General features: G+C 43.0%; 19 protein-coding genes and 2 pseudogenes. 14 read left to right on the plus strand and 7 right to left on the minus strand.

Annotation, left to right across the window (positions count from 1 at the left end):
* Positions 1-63: 63 nt before the first annotated feature.
* Positions 64-1749: an AMP-binding protein gene (locus FIV01_RS02905; RefSeq protein WP_152429644.1), complete on the minus strand. Its 1686-nt coding sequence runs from the start codon at positions 1747-1749 to the stop codon at positions 64-66.
* A gap of 122 nt (positions 1750-1871) precedes the next feature.
* A pseudogene (locus tag FIV01_RS02910) lies at positions 1872-1982 on the minus strand (helix-turn-helix domain-containing protein); the annotation flags it as partial.
* A gap of 315 nt (positions 1983-2297) precedes the next feature.
* Between FIV01_RS02910 and FIV01_RS02915 the strand changes: the two are divergent.
* On the plus strand, positions 2298-3527 hold the full coding sequence (locus FIV01_RS02915; protein WP_152429645.1) for a CpaE/TadZ family protein: 1230 nt from the start codon (positions 2298-2300) through the stop codon (positions 3525-3527).
* An 80-nt stretch (positions 3528-3607) separates the two neighbouring features.
* A pseudogene (locus FIV01_RS20695) lies at positions 3608-3835 on the plus strand (hypothetical protein); the annotation flags it as partial.
* Here FIV01_RS20695 and chrA read toward each other — a convergent pair.
* The gene (gene chrA / locus FIV01_RS02920) at positions 3803-4948 is read right to left on the minus strand and encodes a chromate efflux transporter (protein WP_152429646.1); all 1146 of its coding nucleotides are present in this window, start codon (positions 4946-4948) and stop codon (positions 3803-3805) included. The pseudogene FIV01_RS20695 and the gene chrA sit on opposite strands and share 33 nt — an antisense overlap.
* 401 nt (positions 4949-5349) lie before the next feature.
* Between chrA and FIV01_RS02925 the strand changes: the two genes are divergently transcribed.
* Together FIV01_RS02925 and FIV01_RS02930 are read left to right on the plus strand one after the other, a co-directional pair.
* Entirely contained in the window at positions 5350-5613 is a 264-nt protein-coding gene (locus tag FIV01_RS02925) for a hypothetical protein (protein WP_152429647.1), read from the plus strand.
* Positions 5614-5643: 30 nt separating this feature from the next.
* Positions 5644-5955 (plus strand): outer membrane protein, encoded by a 312-nt coding sequence (locus FIV01_RS02930; RefSeq protein WP_152429648.1) that lies wholly within the window; start codon positions 5644-5646, stop codon positions 5953-5955.
* 31 nt (positions 5956-5986) lie between these two features.
* On the opposite strand, the gene FIV01_RS02935 is transcribed toward FIV01_RS02930, so the two are convergent.
* The gene (locus tag FIV01_RS02935) at positions 5987-6541 is read right to left on the minus strand and encodes a gamma-glutamylcyclotransferase family protein (RefSeq protein WP_152429649.1); all 555 of its coding nucleotides are present in this window, start codon (positions 6539-6541) and stop codon (positions 5987-5989) included.
* A 257-nt stretch (positions 6542-6798) separates the two neighbouring features.
* On the opposite strand from FIV01_RS02935, the gene FIV01_RS02940 reads away from it, so the two are divergent.
* Positions 6799-7983, plus strand: a complete 1185-nt coding sequence (locus tag FIV01_RS02940) for an NnrS family protein (protein ID WP_152429650.1) — start codon at positions 6799-6801, stop codon at positions 7981-7983.
* Between the two features lie 82 nt (positions 7984-8065).
* Here FIV01_RS02940 and dapD read toward each other — a convergent pair whose 3' ends face one another.
* Together dapD and FIV01_RS02950 are read right to left on the minus strand one after the other, a co-directional pair.
* The gene (gene dapD / locus FIV01_RS02945; protein ID WP_152429651.1) at positions 8066-9097 is read right to left on the minus strand and encodes a 2,3,4,5-tetrahydropyridine-2,6-dicarboxylate N-succinyltransferase; all 1032 of its coding nucleotides are present in this window, start codon (positions 9095-9097) and stop codon (positions 8066-8068) included.
* Positions 9098-9372: 275 nt separating this feature from the next.
* A complete protein-coding gene (locus FIV01_RS02950; RefSeq protein WP_114786445.1) occupies positions 9373-9981 on the minus strand; it encodes a peroxiredoxin in 609 nt (202 codons plus the stop codon).
* Positions 9982-10179: 198 nt separating this feature from the next.
* Here FIV01_RS02950 and FIV01_RS02955 point away from each other — a divergent pair, with 198 nt between their 5' ends.
* From FIV01_RS02955 to aceA, 3 genes are all read left to right on the plus strand, one after another.
* Positions 10180-11085 carry a hydrogen peroxide-inducible genes activator gene (locus FIV01_RS02955; RefSeq protein WP_152429652.1) on the plus strand — a complete coding sequence of 302 codons (906 nt, stop codon included), beginning with the start codon at positions 10180-10182 and terminating at the stop codon, positions 11083-11085.
* A 611-nt stretch (positions 11086-11696) separates the two neighbouring features.
* On the plus strand, positions 11697-13343 hold the full coding sequence (gene aceB, locus FIV01_RS02960) for a malate synthase A (RefSeq protein WP_152429653.1): 1647 nt from the start codon (positions 11697-11699) through the stop codon (positions 13341-13343).
* A 99-nt stretch (positions 13344-13442) separates the two neighbouring features.
* Positions 13443-14756 carry an isocitrate lyase gene (aceA, locus tag FIV01_RS02965; protein WP_152429654.1) on the plus strand — a complete coding sequence of 438 codons (1314 nt, stop codon included), beginning with the start codon at positions 13443-13445 and terminating at the stop codon, positions 14754-14756.
* A 67-nt stretch (positions 14757-14823) separates the two neighbouring features.
* Here the strand turns inward: aceA and FIV01_RS02970 are convergent, their stop codons facing one another.
* A complete protein-coding gene (locus FIV01_RS02970; RefSeq protein ID WP_114786449.1) occupies positions 14824-15264 on the minus strand; it encodes a CBS domain-containing protein in 441 nt (146 codons plus the stop codon).
* Positions 15265-15569: 305 nt separating this feature from the next.
* On the opposite strand from FIV01_RS02970, the gene queA reads away from it, so the two are divergent.
* From queA to FIV01_RS03000, 6 genes are all read left to right on the plus strand, one after another.
* Entirely contained in the window at positions 15570-16628 is a 1059-nt protein-coding gene (gene queA / locus FIV01_RS02975; protein ID WP_152429655.1) for a tRNA preQ1(34) S-adenosylmethionine ribosyltransferase-isomerase QueA, read from the plus strand.
* 132 nt (positions 16629-16760) lie between these two features.
* Complete coding sequence (gene tgt / locus FIV01_RS02980) at positions 16761-17897, plus strand: tRNA guanosine(34) transglycosylase Tgt (protein ID WP_152429656.1); 1137 nt, start codon at positions 16761-16763, stop codon at positions 17895-17897.
* A gap of 163 nt (positions 17898-18060) precedes the next feature.
* Complete coding sequence (gene yajC, locus FIV01_RS02985; RefSeq protein WP_152429657.1) at positions 18061-18387, plus strand: preprotein translocase subunit YajC; 327 nt, start codon at positions 18061-18063, stop codon at positions 18385-18387.
* A gap of 20 nt (positions 18388-18407) precedes the next feature.
* On the plus strand, positions 18408-20264 hold the full coding sequence (gene secD, locus FIV01_RS02990) for a protein translocase subunit SecD (protein ID WP_152429658.1): 1857 nt from the start codon (positions 18408-18410) through the stop codon (positions 20262-20264).
* A gap of 14 nt (positions 20265-20278) precedes the next feature.
* Positions 20279-21229, plus strand: coding sequence for a protein translocase subunit SecF (secF, locus tag FIV01_RS02995; protein WP_152429659.1), 951 nt, complete (start codon positions 20279-20281; stop codon positions 21227-21229).
* A 129-nt stretch (positions 21230-21358) separates the two neighbouring features.
* Positions 21359-21691, plus strand: coding sequence for a DUF1904 domain-containing protein (locus FIV01_RS03000; protein WP_152429660.1), 333 nt, complete (start codon positions 21359-21361; stop codon positions 21689-21691).
* Positions 21692-21713: the final 22 nt, after the last annotated feature.

A 21713-nucleotide genomic window follows, 5' to 3' on the forward strand; every position in this document is an offset into this window, starting at 1 on the left:
AGCTTGTGCTCTCCTTGACTGTGGCTAATTTGTTTGATTCTTGAAGTTAGAGTGTTTTAGAACCTATTCTTCCCAAACAACGAGTTTGTCTTTTGGCCAATTTTGTCCCACTTCATGGTACATTTGCTCAAGGATATGGCGCTTTATTTTAAGAGTTGGCGTTAAAATACCATTTTCAATACTCCAAGGCTCTTTAATCATTAACACGCCTTTAATTTGTTCGTGCGATTCTAGAGACTCGTTCATTTTCGCAATGACTTTTTTGGTTGTCCTTTCATAGCGTTCTCTGTCGAAATTAGGGAAATCATGAGGAACGACTAAAAGTATCGGATAGGGCAAACCGAGCCCGATTAAGCACATCATTTCAACTCGGCTGTACTCAAATAGTTTTTTCTCTATTGGAACAGGCGCGACAAATTTTCCTTTAGAGGTTTTAAAGGTATCTTTTTTACGGCCTTGAATGGTCAGATAACCTTCACTGTCAATTGAGCCTATATCCCCAGTATGCAGCCAGCCGTCTGAATTGAATGACTCTTGGGTAGCAATATCATTTTTGTAGTAACCTGAGAACAAGCCTTCACCGCGGACCAATATCTCGTCATCTTCTGCAATTTTGAGTTCAATACCAGGACCTGCGTTACCAACACTGCCTATTTTGTCTGCGCGAAACGGATAGTTTAGAGTACTGTATGCAAAAGATTCTGTCATGCCCCAAGCTTCGGTGATGTTAAGACCTATACTGTGATACCACTCGAGCAAAGCTGGTGATACGGGTGCCGAGCCACATCCTAATACACGGGCTTGATCAAGCCCTAGGCCATCAGCCAGTTTCTTTTTGATAATGGAGTTAATAAAGGGTATTTTGAGTAGAATATTGAGCTTTTTCTGCGGCAGCTTGTCTTGAATTCTTTGCTGAAATAGAGTCCAAAGGCGAGGCACAGAAATAAATAGTGTTGGCCTGTGCATCTTTACATCTTCGATAAATGTATCGAGCGATTCTGGAAACGCAGTGGGGACTCCTCCAGCAATAGAGCAGCCAAAGATGTACACTCTTTCAGTGATATGAGCGAGAGGCAGATAAGAAAACAGCCTGTCATTTCGCTCTATGCCTATGTGATTAATTAATTGTTGTACTGACCAGTTGAAGGCTCCGTATGTGAGCATGGCGCCCTTTGGTAATCCTGAGGTACCAGATGTATAGACAAGGGACATGAGTTTATCGTCTTGGTGCTGAGCTCGATAGTTAGTAGGTTGTGACTTCTCTATTAAATCGTTAAAAGTATGCTGACAATTAGGCGCACTATCATAGGGTAGAGAAAGGCTTATTAAGCTTGGAATACTATCTAATACGTGTTGCGTCGCGGTTGGATCATCAAGCTTACCACCGATAATCGCTTTACTTTCACTATGAGTAATACAGTACTCTATGGTCTCAGTGCCTGCAGTTGGGAATATAGGCACACTGATGAAATCACCGATCATCATAGCAAGATCGCAGATAAACCATTCCGCACAGTTTTTAGATACAAGTGCGATTTTATCACGAGGCTGTAAGCCAAGTGATTGCAGAGCAGAAACGAGTTTTAGGGCTTTATCGGCAACTTCTGAATAGGTATATTCGACAAACTGACGGTTTATAATTTGCTTTAAGTACACTTCATTTGAGCGTTCCTCTGCCCAATGAAGTATCATTTCATTCGGTGGTGGAAGAGTACAAGTGCTTTTGCGTAACTCGTTAGGCTGAATCATTTTCTAACTCCATGTTATTAGCAAAGTTTTGTCATTGTTATTGTTAACAGCGTGTTAATTTTAACATGGAGAATAATAAAAGCGGCAAGTCGGGATGAGAACTTGTGACCAGAATGTGAAAACTAGTGCATTTGTCTATAAATTGCGGGGCTAAAGCCTGTCTTCTTTTTGAATATTCTAGAGAAATAAGAGACGTCGTTATATCCGCATTGGAAGGCAACAAAAGAAATTTTTCTTCACGATTTTCACAATATGAAGCGACTTGGAATCATCCATTTGGCTGTTTAGTGCAAGTATCTGGCAGTGGCAAATTTAACCATGAATACATTGAGACCTCAGATAATATCATCAGCACTCTGACAGGTGTTGATGTTTTTTCTACAATTAAATACGTTAGTGTGTAAGGCTAATTTTGAATGTAAATTCGCGTGCTTGTTCTATTTTTTAATCTCTATATGTATGTAGGCGTTTACTGATATTGAAATTATCTATCTTAGAACAACGTCAACACACCCAGATAATTTGTCTGTGTTGTCTAGGAGAAAGTGATGGGAAATGAAGTCAAGATATCATCAAATGGGGAGTGTTATATTCGACTGAAGACCAACTTAACGATCTGGGTCTTTTATTCGTTAGATTCTTTTCAAGTGCATATTAACCAAGAACTTTCCAAGTGCGAAAACTTAAGCTTCGAAATGATTCCACTCAATGGAGTGACTATAAGTAACCTAACACATCTCCCACAGCCTGATTTAATATTTGTTGAGGCAGGGCCTAATTGGGCAAAAAAAATTACCGAACTTCAGCAGTTTGAAGGACCAGAATTTCATGATTTAGGTCGTGACGCTTCCCTTATTGTGTTTGGTAACGAAAATGATAGTGGTGCGCTTAAGATAGCGCTGCGCGTCGGTGCTAGCGATTTTATTTCTGATAAGGCATTACTTGATGAATTAGCGCCTTTATTAAAAAATATTGCGGAAGCAAAAGTTGCCAATTATCACCTCGGTGAATTACTAGTTTTTATGAATACTAAAGGAGGATCTGGAGCATCTATGATTGCCCTGCATACAGGAGTTATGTTGGCAAGGCAATACCCTAATAAAGTACTACTTTTGGATCTAGACATGCAGTTTGGCGCCATTGAAGATTATCTAAATATTGATGAATCTCATCAATATGGATTGGCCGATCTGTTAGCCGAAGTCGATGATTTGGACAAGATGTCTTTAACGAGCTTGGTGACTAAACATGAATCGGGACTGCATACCATTGGTTTTAAACGAGAAAACAGCAAAGACAGCTATGAGAAGGCGGAGCATTTGAATAGGCTTATCCCTATACTCTTGGAGCATTATCCTTATGTAATTGTCGATATGTCTCGAGGTTTAGAACGGATTTTCTCTTCGGTTATTTCTCCTGCAACCAAGATATTTTTAGTCAGTCAGCAAAGTTTGGTTGCACTAAAAAATGCCTCCCAACTAATGAAGGCGTTGGTGCTCGAGTTTGGTGTCGCGAGGGAACAGATTGAAGTGATTGTTAATCGGTACGAAAAACGCCGATCGACTAGCTTGAAAGATGTGGTGAATATTATCGGAAATGTGCGAGTCCATACTATACCTAATGATTTTAAAGTAGCCCGAGAGAGTGCTAATTTAGGACGCCCTTGCATTCGAGTAAAACACAACAGTTTAATCACCAAGTCAGTTAAAAGGAAAATCACTTCATTAATTTTAGGAAAAGAAGAACCAGCAAGTTGGTATAAAAAGCTCTTTTCTTAACTCTTACTAATCTAGATAGTGGGTTATATGCTTTCTAGGTGCAAAAATACTAACTCTAATGGCTGCCTTACTCAGTTAAACCCGAGGCGATTAACAATGTTGGATACTTTCTTATCTTACAAGGTAAGCCCGACAAAGCGATTCCGTATTTACAGCAAGCGATTAATAGTAAATCCTCTTACTACAAGGTAGCGAATGAAAACTTAGAACGGGCATTGGTTTTAGTTCGCGAGCAGTCATCCGCGGGTATTTCATCTAAAAACTTAGCAATACGATTAAACTATCCAGTTACTAGCGACGCCAAGTAGGATAAAGCTTATCACAATGCTTATGATAGGAAGCTGCAGTTGTTTGAGTAGGTAAAAGCCAACAAGCACAAAAACAAGATCGCTTGGGTTAAGTACTGCACTGGTAAATACCGGTTGATAGAGAGCTGATAACAGCAAGCCGACAACCGCAGCATTCACACCATTTAAAGCGCCTGACACTTTTGGCACGTGAGCAAGGTGTTGCCAATGTTTTAGAACGCCAAGAAGGAGCAAAAATCCCGGTAGAAAAACACCCAATGTTGCCACTAACGCGCCCGCAATAGGTGCTTGAGGGATAAGTTGATAGCCAATGTAGGTGGCAAAAGTAAACATGGGTCCTGGAACCGCTTGAGCGGCGGCATAGCCAGTGAGAAAAGCATCCTGAGAGATTTGTTCTCCGACGATATTTTGCAATAGTGGCAGTACCACATGCCCGCCACCAAAAACTAAGCTTCCGGCTTGAAAGAAATCACTAAACAGCTTGATAAGCGGTAGGCCTGATGTCATCAGAGGCAGAGCAAAAATAAGCAAGCCAAAGGTTATCAGTGGCCAAATGCTGGGCGTAAAGCGCTGATGTGTGTTGCTTTGATTTGAAGCTAAGTATTTACAACCGATCAGGGCAGCGAAGAGCAATAAGATAATTTGAGTTGAAATACTGGGTATAAGAAGAAGCGCAGCGGCGGTAAGCAAACATAAACCAGAGGTTAGCTTTTGCTTACAAAAGCTTTTGTACATTCCCCATGTGGCATCGGCAACCACGACAACAGCCAAGAGTTTTAAACCGTGCACTACTCCTTCAAATAAAGGACTCTGATTGAATTTATGACTAAGCAATGCAAGGCAAAGCATGATCAATACTGAAGGCAGAGTAAACCCTATGAAGGCCAATATGGCACCCAATAGACCTTGACGTTGATAGCCAATGGCAAACCCGACTTGGCTTGATCCCGGCCCAGGCAGAAATTGGCTTAGGGCAACAAGCTGGGCGTACTCTTGGTCATCTAACCATCCAAGCTTATCAACAAAGGTATGGCGAAAGTAGCCGATATGGGCTGCTGGTCCGCCGAAACTTATCCAACCTAACCAGAAAAAAGTTTTAAAAATAGAAAACATGCTTAACTTGCCAATTCATTAATCGTTAACCTAACGCAGAAACATTACAGCAGAATGATGACAATTTAATGATTTTGTCATCATTAATGAAGATTAAAGGGCACGTTTGTGAGTGATAATGCCTCATGGAATTTACTAAAGTAGTTTTGCACCCCACCAAGCGTTTCCCTAACCATACTAAACATAATCCTATCTTAAGAGTAATGTATTAAAAAAGAGAATCTTTAATATATTCACATATATATTATTTTTTTACTGTTGCATTTTTTGTTATTTACAGAACTAATAAAAATCATTGTAATGAGAGTCAATGTGCATATTATCAGCTGTTTTTTTATTCTTGTTTTCACTCTATTATTCGCCAGTTTTTTGTGTAACAAGTAGAATAATAGGAATTAAAAATGAAAAAAGCAGTCTTAGCCGCACTTGTTGCAGCGGCTTTGTTTCAAGCAGTTGGCTCTGAATATGTAAATCACGGTTGGTATATTGGTCTTGATGTGATTGATACCGAGTTATCCGCAAATAATTGGACAGGAAATCAGGGTTCATTTAATTCTGCTTCAGATGTATCATCATCTAGCTTTGCCGCTGCGGTGGGGTATGACTTTAAATTAGCTGAACCTTTTTCGCTAGGTGTCGAATTAGAGTATGCGTATTACGGCTAATTCGATGTCGCACTTGACGGACTGATATCTATGCCAGTCCAAAACCTAGAGTTCACCGCATTGAATTTGAACTTAAAACCTAAGTATTACATTGCAGGCTCTGCTGTGTATTTGGGTGGTATCGTCGGGATTGGTTTTGTTAACGTTAATAACGACACCATGAATTCTGGTTCTTTTGGCTCTACAGCGTCCGGTGACTCTGCCATAATAGGCGCTGAGATAGGTTACAGCTTTACCAAGGAATTCAGCGTTAATCTTGGCTACAGAACGACAACTGCTAAACTCGATAATGTTGATTTTGATATGAAAACGATATTTGCAGGTCTAGACTACAAGTTCTAATCACTAAATAAGTGTTAATAGTAAAGGGAGCTTAGGCTCCCTTTAATAATTTATCTATCAAACAGTAGTGATGTTGCTGCACGCCGGCCAAATGGGCGTATGTTGGCGTATGGCGATCGTTTTGACGTGGGCATTGCCAACCTAAGGTATGCTCGATAAATTGTTTGGCAAAAGACTCTGAAATATCGAGGCAGCCGGCGAGTACGGTATCGACATAGCTTTGCATGATAGGCACTTGTTCACAGGGCTGCTTGGCGTCATCATTAATATACAACCAGATATTATCGCTTGAGGTAAGGGAATGAGTGGTATCTATCTCAGAGAGAGATATTTGAATGCGCTGGTAATTGCGCTCTCTAGTATCAAACTCTTTTAGCTCATTTTGAGCAATTTCAATTAACACCCCATTGACTAGCCCTTGCCCTTTTTGTACCACTAAAGGCGATAGGGTATAGCTTGTATCCAGCTTTCCCCATATGCGTTTAAACCCGTGAATAACCGCTGGGTGCGCAAGGCCAGTTGCGCCGGTCAATTGCCTTGATGCTGAGTTTATTAAGCTGCCATAACCGAATATATACGTCGCCACTTATCTCTCCCTTTGTGATTTGCAGTCTCTAACGCTTTACCGCAAATATAACCCTTTTTATCGCTAAGGTACCAATTAGAGCTTATCCACAGCATGATTGATTGTTGTGTCAATATGACAATAAGGAGTAATTATGACATTGGTTATATGGAGTCTTAATGACTTCATTTGATTTTATTTGCATATAAAACAATGGCTTGAGTTCAGGAATAAATATTGCTTACTTTTCTGTATTTAGCTTATTTTACGGGGCATAAGTGATCAATATTAGCGATAAAAGAATAGAAGATGCCATTGTACCTGTTTTTCGTCTGGCTTTTCGACCATTTTTCCTCCTTGGGGCAAGCTATGCGGCGATTGCTATCACGGTATGGGTGTGGATGTTTCAAACGGGTCAGCCCACAATGTTGCAAGTACCTGCCTTGTGGTGGCATGCGCATGAAATGGTATTTGGCTTTTCCATGGCTATCGTCGTTGGGTTTGTTTTGACCGCAGTGCAGAACTGGACAGGGATCAATGGCACCAAAAGTTATCGATTAGCCCTATTGGTTAGCTTGTGGATTTTGCCGCGATTATTGTTTTGGACTGAGTCTTCTTTGTGGTTGATTGCCGCCATTGAAAGCGTATTTATCGCCATGGTCGCTTATGAAACAGGTGTTCGGGTCATCAAAGCCAAAGGATGGCACAACGCATTCTTTATCCCTTTATTTGTCTTGGCTTTGTTGGCTAATTTAATCAGCTATGCGTCGCTACAAGATATTGGGCCTTTTCCTTCATCTGATGTTTGGCTGGCGATGTTGTGGTGGTTTACGATTTTGCTCTCAGTTATGGGCGCAAGAGTTATCCCATTTTTTACTGCTCACCGGTTAAATACGCCCAAGCCCTCCTCAATCCTTTGGCTTGAGGTTTTGGCTATTTTTCCTTTACTGGTGTTGTTTAATCTTAGCTTTTTACCGACAGAATTCGCACATTTGGAGCAAGTGATGATGCTGGTTTCTGGAGTAGCGCATCTGGTTATCGTCATCAGATGGCAGCCTTGGCGCACCTATCGAGAGCCTTTGCTATGGTCGCTGCATCTGGCTTACTTTTGCATTCCCTTGAGTTTGATTCTGCGTGCAGAGCTAAGTCATATGCTTGCAGCGCATAATATGCTGCACTTATTCGTGATTGGTGCGCTGGGCGGTTTGATTTTGTCTATGGTAACTCGAGTGACAATGGGACATACTGGGCGCGCTATTTATCAAGGTCCTAGTATGGCGATAGGTTTTGCTGCTTTGATGATAGCAGCGATTGTGCGCAGTGTAGGGGTAACACTTTGGCCTGAGAAGCTTATTTTACTGCTCGATATCAGCGGCTTTCTATGGGTACTAGCCTTCACGATATACCTAGTTAAATTTGGGTTTATGCTTGTGACAGCCAGAGTCGATGGACATCCAGGGTAGGGTGTTTAGAGATAATGGAGCTGTAGGAATCAACAAAAGGCTGATGGTTTATAATCAGCCTTTCAGTAAGTAGCGACAAAATTTAGTTGTTACTGTGTAGCTCTGAGTTGAGCTCTACCGCGGTTTTGTTAGCGAGACACTCAATTTGACCTGTGACTGAGTTGCGACGGAAGAGTAAATCGGATACGCCAGTAAGATCGCGCGCTTTTACCGTCTCAACCTCATTACCCTGTGAGTCTAGCATAAGAACTTTTGAGCCAGCAGTGACATACAAGCCAGACTCAACAGTGCAGCGATCGCCAAGTGGGAAACCAAGACCAGCATTAGCGCCAAGAAGAGAGCTTTCAGCAATAGACACTACCACGGAGCCACCGCCAGATAGCGTGCCCATAATTGAAGCGCCGCCGCCAATATCAGAGCCATTACCAACCACAACACCAGCGGAAATGCGGCCTTCAACCATACTTGTGCCAGTGGTTCCCGCATTGAAGTTGATGAAGCCTTCATGCATTACCGTTGTACCTTCACCCACATGTGCGCCAAGGCGAACACGAGCCGTATCCGCAATGCGAACGCCAGCAGGTACCACGTAATCGACCATTTTGGGGAATTTATCAACGCAATCAACCGACAAATGACGCCCCGTCAAGCGAGCTTCAATTTGACGCTCAGCAAGCTCTGGCAGATCAATTGGACCTTCGTTAGTCCAAGCAATATTGTGCAGCAGGCCAAAAATGCCATCGAGCACTGTGCCGTGAGGCAGAACTAAACGGTTAGAGATAAGTTGCAGTTTCAGAAAGCCTTCTGCAACAGAAGAGGGCTTTTCATCCGTTTTGAGAATAACAAGCACTAGCGGCTGCTCAGACTCGGCGGCTTTGGCTGCAAATGCGGCGTTATTGCTATCACCGTTGGTTTCGAATGCTTTAGCAAGCTGTGCACTTTGGCTCGCAGTCACCTCTATAACTTGGTTGCCTTCTTGGTAGCCCGTGACTTCTGCTAGTGAATCGACCAGTGCATCAGCGGGCGCTAGTACCGGATGGGGGAAAAAGGCTTCGATGATTTTTCCATCACGGTTTTTCGTTGCCGTGCCGAAAGCGAGAGAGAAAGTAGCCATGTTTTGAATCTCCGTTGGGTAAAGGAAAACGAGTTTCCCTTCTAAGCTTGGTTTGTGTTCATCATAAGGAGAGTGTTTTCGTCTTTAAAGCACCGCAATGGATAACGTCTGAAGGTCGATACTTTTTGTCTTTTTACCGACACTCTGTCTTTTTATCTATATTGGTTAGCTCAATATAGCGTAGATGAAAATCAAAAAGAGCCCAAACATGGTTTGAGCTCTTTGCAAAGTATCTTTCGCATTAACTGATTATTCGTCAGTTGCGACTAAACCTATTACTTGCTTAGGTCGCTAGCGTGCTCAGATAGGAATGCTGCAACACCTTTTGGAGATGCATCCATACCAGCTTTACCTTCTTCCCATTGTGCAGGACATACTTCGCCGTGCTTCTGGTGGAAGTTAAGCGCGTCAACCATGCGTAGCATTTCGTCAATGTTACGGCCTAGTGGAAGGTCGTTAACCACTTGGTGACGAACAACACCTTCTTCGTCGATTAGGAAAGAACCACGGAATGCAACGCCTGCTTCTGGGTGCTCAACGTCGTAAGCTTTGCAGATTTCGTGCTTAACATCTGCAACCAGTGGGTATTTCACTTCACCGATGCCACCATCTTCGATAGCCGTGTTACGCCATGCGTTGTGGGAGAATTGAGAATCGATAGAAACACCGATTACTTCAACGCCTTTTTCTTGGAAGTCAGCTAGACGATTGTCGAATGCAATAAGCTCTGATGGGCAAACGAACGTGAAATCTAGTGGGTAGAAGAAAACAACCGCTTTCTTACCTTTAGTGAATTCTGCAAAGTTGAAGTTGTCAACGATTTCACCGTTACCTAGAACAGCTGCCGCAGTAAAGTCAGGGGCTTGACGACCTACTAGTACCATTTTTTTGCTCCTAAAAAGTATGGTTAGTTCCAAACCATCTTGAGTAATTTTGGTTTGGTCCGTGTTTGTGCGAGACAAACTATAGTACAGATTGTAGTATTGAAAAAAGCGAAATAAATAGATTAAGTTAATCGAAAAAAACGATAGATTAAAATCTATGCGCCGTTCACCAAACTGAGACATTTAAAAAACAAAATTATGATTAAATGGCCGAATCTTAAACAGTTACATTATCTGATCACACTATATGAAACTCGCCACTTTAGCGAAGCCGCCAAAAAGTGCTTTGTGAGTCAATCAACCTTAAGTAAGGGGATTCAAAATCTTGAAGATTTGATTGGTTGCCCGCTTTATGAAAAGAAAGACAAAAAGGGGCCGCTTGTTTTTACTTTAGCGGGAGAGCAGGTGGTAAAACAAGGTCGTGAGTTATTGGCCAAAGGCCAAGATTTGGTTGAGTTAGGCCGGCAGTGTCAAGGAGGAGAAATGCAAGGACAATTGCGACTAGGTTGTATCCCCACCATTGCGCCATTTTTGCTCTGTGATCTTGTCCAAGAAGTGAACCAACGCTTCCCTTTGCTTAATCTCTTGCTAAGAGAAGACACCACTAATAATTTGTTGGCCGCGCTTCGTCATGGTGAATTGGATATATTGATCTTAGCCTTGCCCGTTGAACTCGATGGAATGGAGAGCAAAATTGTTGGCAATGATCCGTTTAAAATGATCATTAGTCGCCATCAGGCGAATACCATTCGTACTCCAGTTATATACGATGACCTTCCCGATGAATCTGTATTTCTGCTTGAAAAAGAGCACTGTTTGACTGAGCACGCGGTTTCAGCCTGTCAGCTAACCAGAAAAGAAAAGATTAATCCATTTTCTGCCACAAGTTTGCATACTTTGGTTCAAATGGTGGCGAATGGCATGGGCACCACTTTTATCCCTCAGATGGCGATTGACCATGGGTTGATTGAAAATCAAAATTTGGTGGTTGTCGATCCGCCAGAGCAACAAGCCCACCGACATATTGGTTTGGTCTGGAGACCCAGTTCTTCAAGAGTCAACACCTTTAATCAGCTAGCACAAGTCGTTTCTGAGCTACTTTAAGTGTAGTGATTATGATCTATTCTTTGTTGTAACCAGTTTTACTGACTGGTTTTTCTGTTTTTAATGGTTTTTTATTCTGCTGGTGAAGTTTAACTTGTAAAATTTCACAGCCATCTCTTGGCGAAGGTTTCATTAAATAATGAAATTTAACAGTGTCAATTTTACAATCCCTTTCACCTTGATTGTTTAAAGTGACTTTATCCGCTGTGCTTGTACATCAAAGCATAGGGTGCCACTCCTTGTTGAAATAAATTAAACGCTTGTTTGAAATTTCTTCTGGTTAATTGATTTTGGTAATTTTGTTACGAAATTAAATTTCATAGCCAATGAAAAATCAATAACTTAAAGTCAAAAAGATAAAATGTTGAATTTTGTTTTTTACGCTCTTGGGAGCTTTTTATTTAATCCTTAATTGTTATAGTTTAATCAGAATCTGATAGTTTTTTGATGCTATGTGTTAGTCATATTTCGGGGCTGTATTTGGTCCAGCGTACAGTACAGGTAGCACAGTGTTTTTGTTGTTTTATAGTTACAGGTGTAATTTTTGTTGACTGTCTTTGTATGAGTTACAAGCGCCATACTTGGATTGTTAACCAAGGAAGGTAAAGGGAATGCTTTTGAAGACTTCAGCTACAGAAAATACAGTTAATCAAGCACAAGAAAATGGTGTGAATAAAGGCAGCTTAGAGATAACCACTGACCTATCACCAGAGCATCAAGCGATTTTTTCTAATGAGTGTCAGAGCTTTTTGTCTGTCTTATGTGAGAAATTTGCTGGTCAAAACCAAATATTACTGGCGGCCCGTGAAGAATATCAGGCTCGTATTGATGCTGGCTCTTTACCTGATTTTGAACCGGATACCAAAGAAATCAGAGACAGTGATTGGAAGATAAGCCAAATTCCAAACGACCTTTTAGATCGCCGAGTTGAGATCACGGGACCAACGGATCGAAAGATGGTCATCAATGCATTAAACGCTAAGGTAAAAGTGTTTATGGCTGACTTTGAGGATTCTATGTCGCCCGATTGGGCGCAATTATTAGATGGTCAGATAAACTTACGCGATGCAATAAATGGCACTATTTCCTACCATGATCCGAAAAGTGGAAAGCAATACCGACTTAAAGACGACCCTGCGGTGCTGATTTGTCGCGTTAGAGGGATTCACCTCAAAGAAAAACATGTGCTTTTTAATGGCAAACCGATTCCGGGTGCTTTGTTTGATTTCGCACTTTATTTTTATAATAACTACCAAAGCTTAATCAAAAAAGGCAGCGGCCCTTATTTCTATTTACCTAAGCTTCAATCTTATCAAGAAGCTCAGTGGTGGAGTCAAATATTCCACTTTACTGAGCAGCATTACGGCTTAGAGACAGGAAGGATAAAAGCGACGGTTTTAATTGAAACCATCCCTGCGGTATTTGTGATGGATGAGATTTTGTTTGCCCTTAAAGAGCATATCGTTGGCCTTAATTGTGGACGCTGGGATTATATATTTAGCTACATCAAGACACTAAAGAATCATCCCGATCGTATCTTACCTGATAGGCAGAGCGTGACTATGGATCAGCCCTTTCTCAATGCCTACTCTCGTTTGCTTATTCGAACCTGTCATCGGCGCGGCGCTTTTGCTATGGGAGGAATGGCCGCATTTATTCCTTCAAAAGATCCAGAGCAGAATCAACAAGTGCTCAATAAAATTCAGACCGATAAGTCATTGGAAGCGCAAAATGGTCATGATGGTACTTGGGTCGCTCACCCCGGGTTGGCAGAGACTGCAATCAAAGTCTTTAACCATGTGTTGGTTGAGCGAAGCAACCAACTTGATGTCACTCGTGAAGATGATGCTCCCATCCTAGCTCAAGATATACTTAAACCTTGCCAAGGTGAGCGAACCGAGCAAGGCATGAGACATAACATCAGAGTGGCGCTGCAATACATTGAAGCTTGGATTTCAGGCAATGGCTGTGTGCCGATTTATGGACTCATGGAAGACGCAGCGACAGCGGAAATCTCAAGAGCATCCATTTGGCAGTGGATCAAGCATGGTAAAGCTCTAGATAACGGGCAAGTTGTTACCAAAGCACTGTTTGAACAGTACTTAAATGAAGAGATTAATGTGGTTAAAGCAGAGCTCGGTGATGAACGTTATCAAGCTGGTCGTTTTGAAGAAGCGGCGAATTTGATGGCCAAACTCACGACCAGTGAAGAGCTAAGCGATTTTCTCACCATTCCAGGATATGACTACCTAGATTAATCACCAACATCGTCAGTAACATCGAGCGTAAACAGCGGAGAAGGAAGTACCGCTGATATAACAACAGCAATATTGGTTCATCAATAGAAGGAAATAACGATGACAAACTTAACTCGCCGCCAACAAATTGAGGCAATCGAAAAAGACTGGGCAACCAATCCGCGTTGGAAAAATGTCAAACGCCCCTATAGTGCAGAAGAGGTGGTCACTTTACGTGGATCCATGGTACCGGAAAATACCATAGCTCAGCGTGGAGCAGACAAGCTTTGGTCCTTGGTCAATGGCGATGCTAAGAAAGGTTATGTCAATTGTCTTGGCGCGCTCACTGGAGGGCAAGCGGTGCAGCAGGCTAAAGCGGGCATTGAGGCGGTTTATCTATCTGGCTGGCAGGTTGCCGCAGATAACAATACTGCATCGTCTATGTACCCTGATCAATCTTTATACCCAGTCGATTCTGTACCTGCTGTGGTGAAAAGGATCAACAATTCTTTTCGCCGCGCCGATCAAATCCAATGGTCAAACGGCAAGTCACCAAATGATGAAGGTGGGATTGATTATTTCCTACCAATTGTTGCCGATGCGGAAGCTGGGTTTGGCGGAGTACTAAACGCCTACGAGTTAATGAAGTCCATGATCGATGCTGGCGCGGCTGGAGTGCATTTTGAAGACCAGCTTGCTTCAGTGAAAAAGTGTGGTCATATGGGCGGTAAGGTGCTGGTACCGACTCAAGAAGCAGTGCAAAAGCTGGTTGCAGCGCGCTTGGCTGCTGATGTAGCGGGGACAAGAACCTTGGTTATTGCTCGCACCGATGCTAATGCGGCGGATCTTTTGACCTCAGACTGCGATCCGTATGATAAAGACTTTATCCAAGGTGAGCGCACTCAAGAAGGATTTTATCGCGTGCGTGCTGGTATTGACCAAGCGATCTCCAGAGGCCTTGCTTATGCCCCTTATGTCGACCTTATTTGGTGTGAAACCGCTACGCCTTGTTTAGAAGAAGCGCGCAAGTTTGCTAAGGCAATCCATGCTCAGTATCCAGAGCAGCTGCTTGCCTACAACTGCTCTCCGTCGTTTAACTGGGAGAAAAACCTTGACGCTGAGACTATTGCTAAGTTCCAGCAAGAGCTATCGGATATGGGGTACAAATACCAATTCATCACCTTAGCGGGGATCCACAATATGTGGTTCAACATGTTTGAACTCGCGCACGATTATGCCCAAGGTGAGGGAATGCGTCATTATGTTGAGAAAGTTCAGCGCCCAGAATTTAAAGCGGCAGAAAAAGGGTATACCTTTGTTGCGCACCAGCAAGAAGTCGGTACGGGTTATTTTGATAAAATGACCAACACTATTCAGGGAGGAAATTCTTCCGTCACTGCTTTGACAGGATCGACCGAAGAAGATCAATTCTAGCCAACAACAGCGAGTCACTGCTTGTTTGGTGACTCGCTAATTTTCAAAAGATTAAAAGTGCGCTGTTTTAATCGATTTCCTCAGGTTCCATTTCTTCTTGTAGTTCCAGCAAGTTAATTGCGATGGCCACAAAATCAGTATCGGTAATGATCCCCACGAGTTGCCCTTTTTCGACCACAGGCAAACAGCCAACTTTGTGCTTTTGCATGTAGAGCGCACTTTGTTTTAACCCCGCTTGTGGTGCAACTGTCATTAAATCGGTTTTCATGACTTCATAGAGCGGAGTATTCAGAGTAAAGGCTTGGTTTTCCGGTATGTTTTGTAGACTGGATTCTTGCGCGGCTAACACATCACGTTGTGATACTACGCCCAGCAGCTGTTTATGAGCATCGACAATAGGAATGTGGCGAATATCCAGTGCGTCCATGGTATGTTTGGCGTCTGAAAGTTGGTGCGAGCGTAACAGAGTGTGTGGGTTACGTGTCATCATGTCTTCAACTTTTATCATGGCTGCCTCCTGAGTTGTTGTTTTATCTTCTCTACTATAGACGCTTTCAGTAAGAGAGTTTGAGAGGTGGCAAGGTTTTTGGTTTTATCTCAATAAAATCGATGTGGTAAATTATGTACAGTCATAGGATTCAACTTTACAGCTAACGACCAAATCAAAATGATTACAAATATTCACACCTCAATCCTTGCTATTGAGTACGTCCAGCATATACTAGTCGGCTGCGAAAAACTCGTCGTCTGTTTGTGACAGAATCAGTTCGGCTTTGATCACAGCAAGAGAAACCACGACAAAAGATTAGTAAGATGCAAGTATCCGATTTTCACTTTGATTTACCTGATGAGCTTATTGCTCGTTATCCTCAACCAGAGCGTACTGCTAGCCGACTACTTCAGTTAGATGGCAATACAGGTCAAGTTTGCGATGGCACATTTACTGATGTCTTAGACCAGATTCAAGCAGGGGACTTGGTCGTGTTCAATAATACGCGCGTTATTCCTGCACGTATGTTTGGCCGCAAAGAGTCAGGTGGTAAATTAGAAGTTTTGGTAGAAAGAATGCTAGATGAGCAGCGTATACTGGCTCATGTTCGTTGTTCTAAATCTCCTAAGCCAGGCTCGACCATAGTTCTGGGCGAAAACGATGAATACTCAGCTAAGATGGTGGCTCGGCATGACGCTTTGTTTGAGTTAAAGTTTGAGTCAGATAAAACAGTATTAGAGATTTTAGAGCATATCGGTCATATGCCTTTACCTCCTTATATCGATAGACCAGACGAAGACTCGGATAAAGAACGCTATCAAACGGTTTATAACCAAAAACCAGGTGCTGTGGCTGCGCCGACCGCAGGACTGCACTTTGATGATGCTTTACTTGCTAAGATTCAGGCGAAAGGCGCGGAGCTTGCCTATGTAACACTGCACGTCGGAGCAGGAACTTTCCAGCCAGTAAAAGTTGATAATATTCACGATCATCATATGCATGCCGAGTATGTGGAAGTTCCTCAGCAGGTGGTCGATGCGATCAACCAAACCAAATCTCGTGGTGGTAAAATTATCGCCGTGGGTACGACTTCGGTTCGTTCTTTAGAAAGCGCTGCACAAGATGCGCTCAAAAAAGGCACAGAACTGGCTCCCTTTTTTGGGGATACGGAAATATTTATTTATCCGGGTTATGAATATCAATTGGTTGACTGCTTGATAACAAATTTTCATCTTCCAGAATCAACCTTGATTATGTTGGTGAGTGCGTTTGCTGGTTTTGAGCATACAATGAACGCGTATAAACATGCAGTAGAGAACAAGTATCGCTTTTTCTCCTATGGTGATTCCATGTTTATTAGTAAGAGAACGTTTGAGCGTTAAATAAAAATTTAAGAGTGTTCGCGGTGCATGAAGCGGCCGATACTAAGCCGCTTTTGGCTAGTGTAATCGCTGGTTTTGATGCGAATACTCGGCACTTTTGGTCAGACTGTATTTCTGACATTGGGAGGCTTAGTGAAATTAAAATTTGATCTGAAAAAGAAAGATGGCACGGCACGTCGAGGTCAGCTGACATTTGAACGTGGTAGCGTGCAAACCCCTGCTTTTATGCCAGTTGGTACTTATGGCACGGTGAAAGGCATGACACCAGAAGAGGTAAAAGGGACTGGAGCAGAGATTTTGCTTGGTAATACTTTCCACCTTTGGCTACGCCCAGGACAAGAAGTCATGAAAATGCATGGTGACCTGCATGATTTCATGAATTGGCAGGGACCTATCTTAACCGATTCAGGGGGCTTTCAGGTCTTTAGTCTGGGGGATATCCGTAAAATTACCGAACAAGGTGTACATTTCCGTAATCCAGTAAACGGAGATAAAATTTTCATGGATGCGGAAAAGTCGATGGAAATTCAGCAAGATCTAGGCTCAGACATCGTGATGATTTTCGATGAGTGTACGCCTTATCCTGCGACTCACGATCAAGCCAAGAAATCGATGGAAATGTCACTGCGATGGGCGCAGCGCTCACGTGATCATTTTGACAAATTAGAAAACCCCAATAGCCTATTTGGTATCGTACAGGGCGGTGTCTACGAAGATTTGCGTGATGTATCGGTCAAAGGTTTGACTGACATCGGTTTTGATGGCTATGCCGTTGGTGGACTCGCGGTTGGTGAGCCGAAAGAAGATATGCATCGTGTACTTGAGCACACTTGTCCACAACTTCCAGAAGACAAACCTCGTTACCTTATGGGGGTTGGCAAGCCGGAAGATTTAGTTGAAGGTGTTCGCCGTGGTATCGATATGTTTGATTGTGTGATGCCGACACGTAATGCCCGTAATGGACATCTGTTTGTGACTGGTGGTGTGATCAAGATCCGTAATGCTAAACATAAAACCGACACAACCCCTCTGGATCCTGAGTGTGACTGTTACACTTGCCAGAATTATTCAAAAGCGTATCTGCACCACCTTGATCGCTGTAATGAAATTTTGGGCGCTCGCCTCAATACCATCCATAACCTTCGTTACTATCAACGAGTGATGGAAGGTATTCGTCAAGCCATCGATGAAGATCGCTTTGATGAGTTTGTTAAAGAGTTTTATGCTCGCCGAAATCGTGAAGTACCACCTTTGGCAAAAGAGCAGTAAAGATGAATAGCCTTTGGCATTGTGCCAAAGGCTTTTATGAATTAGTTAGGCAAATTCTTGGGAATTTTGAGACTAGGCTCTCTAAATGTTTGAGTGTCTCTTGAAACCCTGATGCTCAAGCCCAACTTGGATATTTAATAAAAGTAAATAGAGGATTGTTTTAATGTTGATTACTCCAGCTTATGCCGCAGATGGCGCACCCGCAGGCGGTGGTTTTGAAATGCTGATCATGCTAGGTATGTTTGCGGTTATCTTTTACTTCATGATTTACCGCCCACAAGCTAAGCGTGTCAAAGAGCATAAGAGCCTAATGGCATCGATGGGCAAAGGTGATGAAGTACTGACCAGCGGTGGCTTGGTAGGAAAAATTACCAAAATCGCAGAAGACAACGACTATATTTCTGTTGAACTCAACGCTAACAACGAAATCGTTATCAAGAAAGATTTTGTGACTGCAGTGTTGCCAAAAGGTACGCTGAAATCTCTATAAACAGCTAAAGGATCCTCGCTGTGCTTAACCGCTATCCATTATGGAAGTATTTGATGGTGGTGCTAACCATTGCCATTGCTGCTTTATACGCACTTCCAAACATCTATGGTGAAGATCCAGCTATTCAAATTACAGGGGCGCGTGGCGCCTCTGTCGATATGTCGACGCTGGACTCTATCACTCAAGCTCTGAATGAAAAGGGCTTATCTCAAAAATCCATTGCCCTTGAAGATGGCTCCATTCTTGTACGTTTCAATGATACAGATACTCAGCTAAGTGCCAGAGATGTCATCAATGAATCCTTGGGTAAAGACAAGATTGTTGCTTTAAACCTTGCTCCTGCGACACCGGATTGGCTTGATGCTATTGGTGCTGCACCAATGAAATTAGGCCTTGACCTTCGTGGCGGTGTTCACTTCCTGATGGAAGTTGATATGGACGCTGCGATGGAGAAATTAGTCAGTCAACAGGAAGAAGCATTTCGTAGCGAGCTGCGTGAAGCTAAGATCCGCTATCGAGCAATTCGCCCCGAAGAGCAAGATTCGGTTGAAGTCTTACTCCGCAATGAAGAGCAACTTGCCGATGCTAAGCGACTCTTAACCCAAAATCATCCTGATATGACGTTTGTGGACTCAGACGCTGGTGGTCGATTTACTCTTACCGCGACATTTACTGAGCAACGTCTGGCTGAGATCCGCAACTATGCGGTAGAGCAGAACATTACCATTTTACGTAACCGAGTTAATGAGCTTGGTGTTGCTGAGCCTCTCGTTCAGCGTCAAGGTGCAAGCCGTATTGTCGTTGAATTACCAGGTGTTCAAGATACCGCTCGTGCCAAGGAAATCTTGGGTGCTACTGCAACGCTTGAGTTTCGTGAAGTGGATGACAGAGCGGACTTAGCTGCGGCTGCAAGTGGTAGAGCGCCAGCAGGTAGTGAGATCAAACAAGATCGCGATGGACGCCCTGTCGTTTTGAAAAAGCGCGTGATCTTGGGGGGTTCAAGTATTACCGATGCAAGCTCTGGTACTGATGAATATGGTCGACCTCAGGTCAATATCTCACTTGATAGTGAGGGTGGCAGTAAGATGTCGTCTTTCTCGAAAAAGAATATTGGTAAGCTTATGGCAACCGTATTTGCTGAGTATAAAGACAGCGGTCGACGTACGCCTGAAGGTAAAGTGATTCTGAGTAAACATGAGGAAGTCATCAATCAAGCCACTATTCAGTCAGCGCTTGGTCGTAATTTCCGTATTACTGGTATCGATACTGCCGCCGAAGCGCACAACCTTGCTCTATTGCTTCGCGCTGGTGCTTTGATTGCCCCAATATCAATTGTTGAAGAACGTACCATTGGCCCTTCTATGGGACAACAGAACATAGATATGGGTGTGATGGCGTGTATCTGGGGTATGGTTGCTGTGATGCTGTTTACTTTGCTCTACTACCGCAAGTTTGGCTTTATCGCTAATATGGCGCTGATGGTGAACCTTGTTCTTATCATAGGGGTAATGTCTATGATACCTGGTGCGACCATGACGCTTCCTGGTATTGCAGGTATCGTTCTGACAGTTGGTATGGCGGTGGATGCCAATGTGCTGATTTTTGAACGAATACGTGAAGAGCTTCGTGACGGTCGAAATCCACAGCAAGCGATCCATCAAGGTTATGCCAATGCCTTTAGTACTATAGCGGACGCCAATATTACTACACTGATCACGGCGATTATTCTCTTTGCCGTCGGTACAGGAGCGATCAAGGGTTTTGCCGTGACGCTTTCCATTGGTATTTTGACCTCCATGTTTACTGCCATCATAGGAACACGCTGTGTTGTTAACTTGATGTATGGCGGAAAGCGCATCAATAAATTGTCGATCTAAGGCTGGAGATGATTATGTTTCAGATTCTAAAAGCAGACAAAATGATCGACTTTATGCGTTGGTCAAAATTCGCCTTCCTTTTATCGATTTTGATGATTGGCGCCTCGATCTTTACTTTATCGACTAAGTGGCTGAATTGGGGACTGGATTTTACCGGAGGAACCCTAATTGAAGTCGGCTTTGAACAGCCTGCCAACTTAGAGGAAATTCGTACCGCGCTCGATGCAAAAGGTTTTGGCGATGCTACGGTGCAAAACTTTGGCAGTTCACGCGATGTCATGGTTCGTTTACGTCCTCGTGAGGACGTTGCTGGAGAGACGCTGGGCAATGAAATTATCAGTGCTATTAAAGCTGGCACCGGTGAAGGTGTTGAAATGCGCCGTATTGAGTTTGTTGGGCCTAATGTTGGTGATGAGCTAACAGAGGCTGGCGGGCTTGCTATCATTGTTTCTTTGATTTGTATCTTGATATACGTATCCATTCGTTTTGAATGGCGTCTGGCGGCAGGTGCCGTGCTTGCCCTTGCGCACGACGTCATTATTACACTTGGTGTATTCTCGTTTATGCAAATCGAAGTCGACTTGACTATTGTAGCGGCGCTTCTTACGGTTGTGGGTTATTCACTTAACGATACCATAGTGGTATTTGACCGAATTCGAGAGAATTTCCGCAAGATGCGCAAAGGCGAGCCGGCAGAAGTTATGGACTGCTCTATTACTCAAACCTTGAGCCGTACTCTTATTACTTCGGGTACAACCTTGTTTGTTGTTATCGCTTTATTTGTTCAAGGTGGTGCCATGATCCATGGTTTTGCTACGGCACTGCTATTGGGTATCACTGTTGGTACTTATTCGTCTATTTATGTTGCCTCTGCACTCGCTCTCAAGTTGGGGATAACTAAAGAGCACCTTATGCCGCCTCAGGTGGAAAAAGAAGGTGCTGAGTTTGATGAAATACCTCAATAAAATAAAAGCCGCTGAGAACTCAGCGGTTTTTTTCTTTAATCCATCTTTAAAAGCTTGAAGCAGAAATAATCGAGATATTATTGGCTAACTTGGTATTATGGTGAAAACCTAATTATTAGGAAGCTGCTAATGCCACATTTACGTTTTCGCGCCATGGAGCCACAAAGTGTTCAGTCTTTATCTAAGTCTTTAATTGATGCTTTGCAGCCTCATATGGACTGCCCAAGAGAAGACTTTACATTCGAATATGTCTACACGACTTTTTATCATGAAGGGCAAGTAAGCCAAGCCTATCCTTTTGTCGAGGTATTGTGGTTTGACCGAGGGCAGCAGACTCAGGACGCAGTGGCTGATCTTATCACTGAGCACGTTCGTCATATCTTGGAAGCGGATGTAGATGTTGCGGTTATCTTTACCGCTCTTGAAGCGAATGCCTACTATGATAATGGTGAGCATTATTAATATGTGTTGAGCCTCTCTCATA

Origin of the sequence: Vibrio aquimaris, from assembly GCF_009363415.1 — a bacterium.
Taxonomy (GTDB): Bacteria; Pseudomonadota; Gammaproteobacteria; order Enterobacterales; family Vibrionaceae; genus Vibrio; species Vibrio aquimaris.

Bases quoted from the DNA above. Each gene is read 5' to 3' on its own strand.
- FIV01_RS02905 (WP_152429644.1), bottom strand. From the start codon at position 1,749: ATGATTCAGCCTAACGAGTTACGCAAAAGCACTTGTACTCTTCCACCA.
- FIV01_RS02915 (WP_152429645.1), top strand. From the start codon at position 2,298: ATGGGAAATGAAGTCAAGATATCATCAAATGGGGAGTGTTATATTCGA.
- chrA (WP_152429646.1), bottom strand. From the start codon at position 4,948: ATGTTTTCTATTTTTAAAACTTTTTTCTGGTTAGGTTGGATAAGTTTC.
- FIV01_RS02925 (WP_152429647.1), top strand. From the start codon at position 5,350: ATGAAAAAAGCAGTCTTAGCCGCACTTGTTGCAGCGGCTTTGTTTCAA.
- FIV01_RS02930 (WP_152429648.1), top strand. From the start codon at position 5,644: ATGCCAGTCCAAAACCTAGAGTTCACCGCATTGAATTTGAACTTAAAA.
- dapD (WP_152429651.1), bottom strand. From the start codon at position 9,097: ATGGCTACTTTCTCTCTCGCTTTCGGCACGGCAACGAAAAACCGTGAT.
- FIV01_RS02950 (WP_114786445.1), bottom strand. From the start codon at position 9,981: ATGGTACTAGTAGGTCGTCAAGCCCCTGACTTTACTGCGGCAGCTGTT.
- FIV01_RS02955 (WP_152429652.1), top strand. From the start codon at position 10,180: ATGATTAAATGGCCGAATCTTAAACAGTTACATTATCTGATCACACTA.
- aceB (WP_152429653.1), top strand. From the start codon at position 11,697: ATGCTTTTGAAGACTTCAGCTACAGAAAATACAGTTAATCAAGCACAA.
- aceA (WP_152429654.1), top strand. From the start codon at position 13,443: ATGACAAACTTAACTCGCCGCCAACAAATTGAGGCAATCGAAAAAGAC.
- FIV01_RS02970 (WP_114786449.1), bottom strand. From the start codon at position 15,264: ATGATAAAAGTTGAAGACATGATGACACGTAACCCACACACTCTGTTA.
- queA (WP_152429655.1), top strand. From the start codon at position 15,570: ATGCAAGTATCCGATTTTCACTTTGATTTACCTGATGAGCTTATTGCT.
- yajC (WP_152429657.1), top strand. From the start codon at position 18,061: ATGTTGATTACTCCAGCTTATGCCGCAGATGGCGCACCCGCAGGCGGT.
- secF (WP_152429659.1), top strand. From the start codon at position 20,279: ATGTTTCAGATTCTAAAAGCAGACAAAATGATCGACTTTATGCGTTGG.
- FIV01_RS03000 (WP_152429660.1), top strand. From the start codon at position 21,359: ATGCCACATTTACGTTTTCGCGCCATGGAGCCACAAAGTGTTCAGTCT.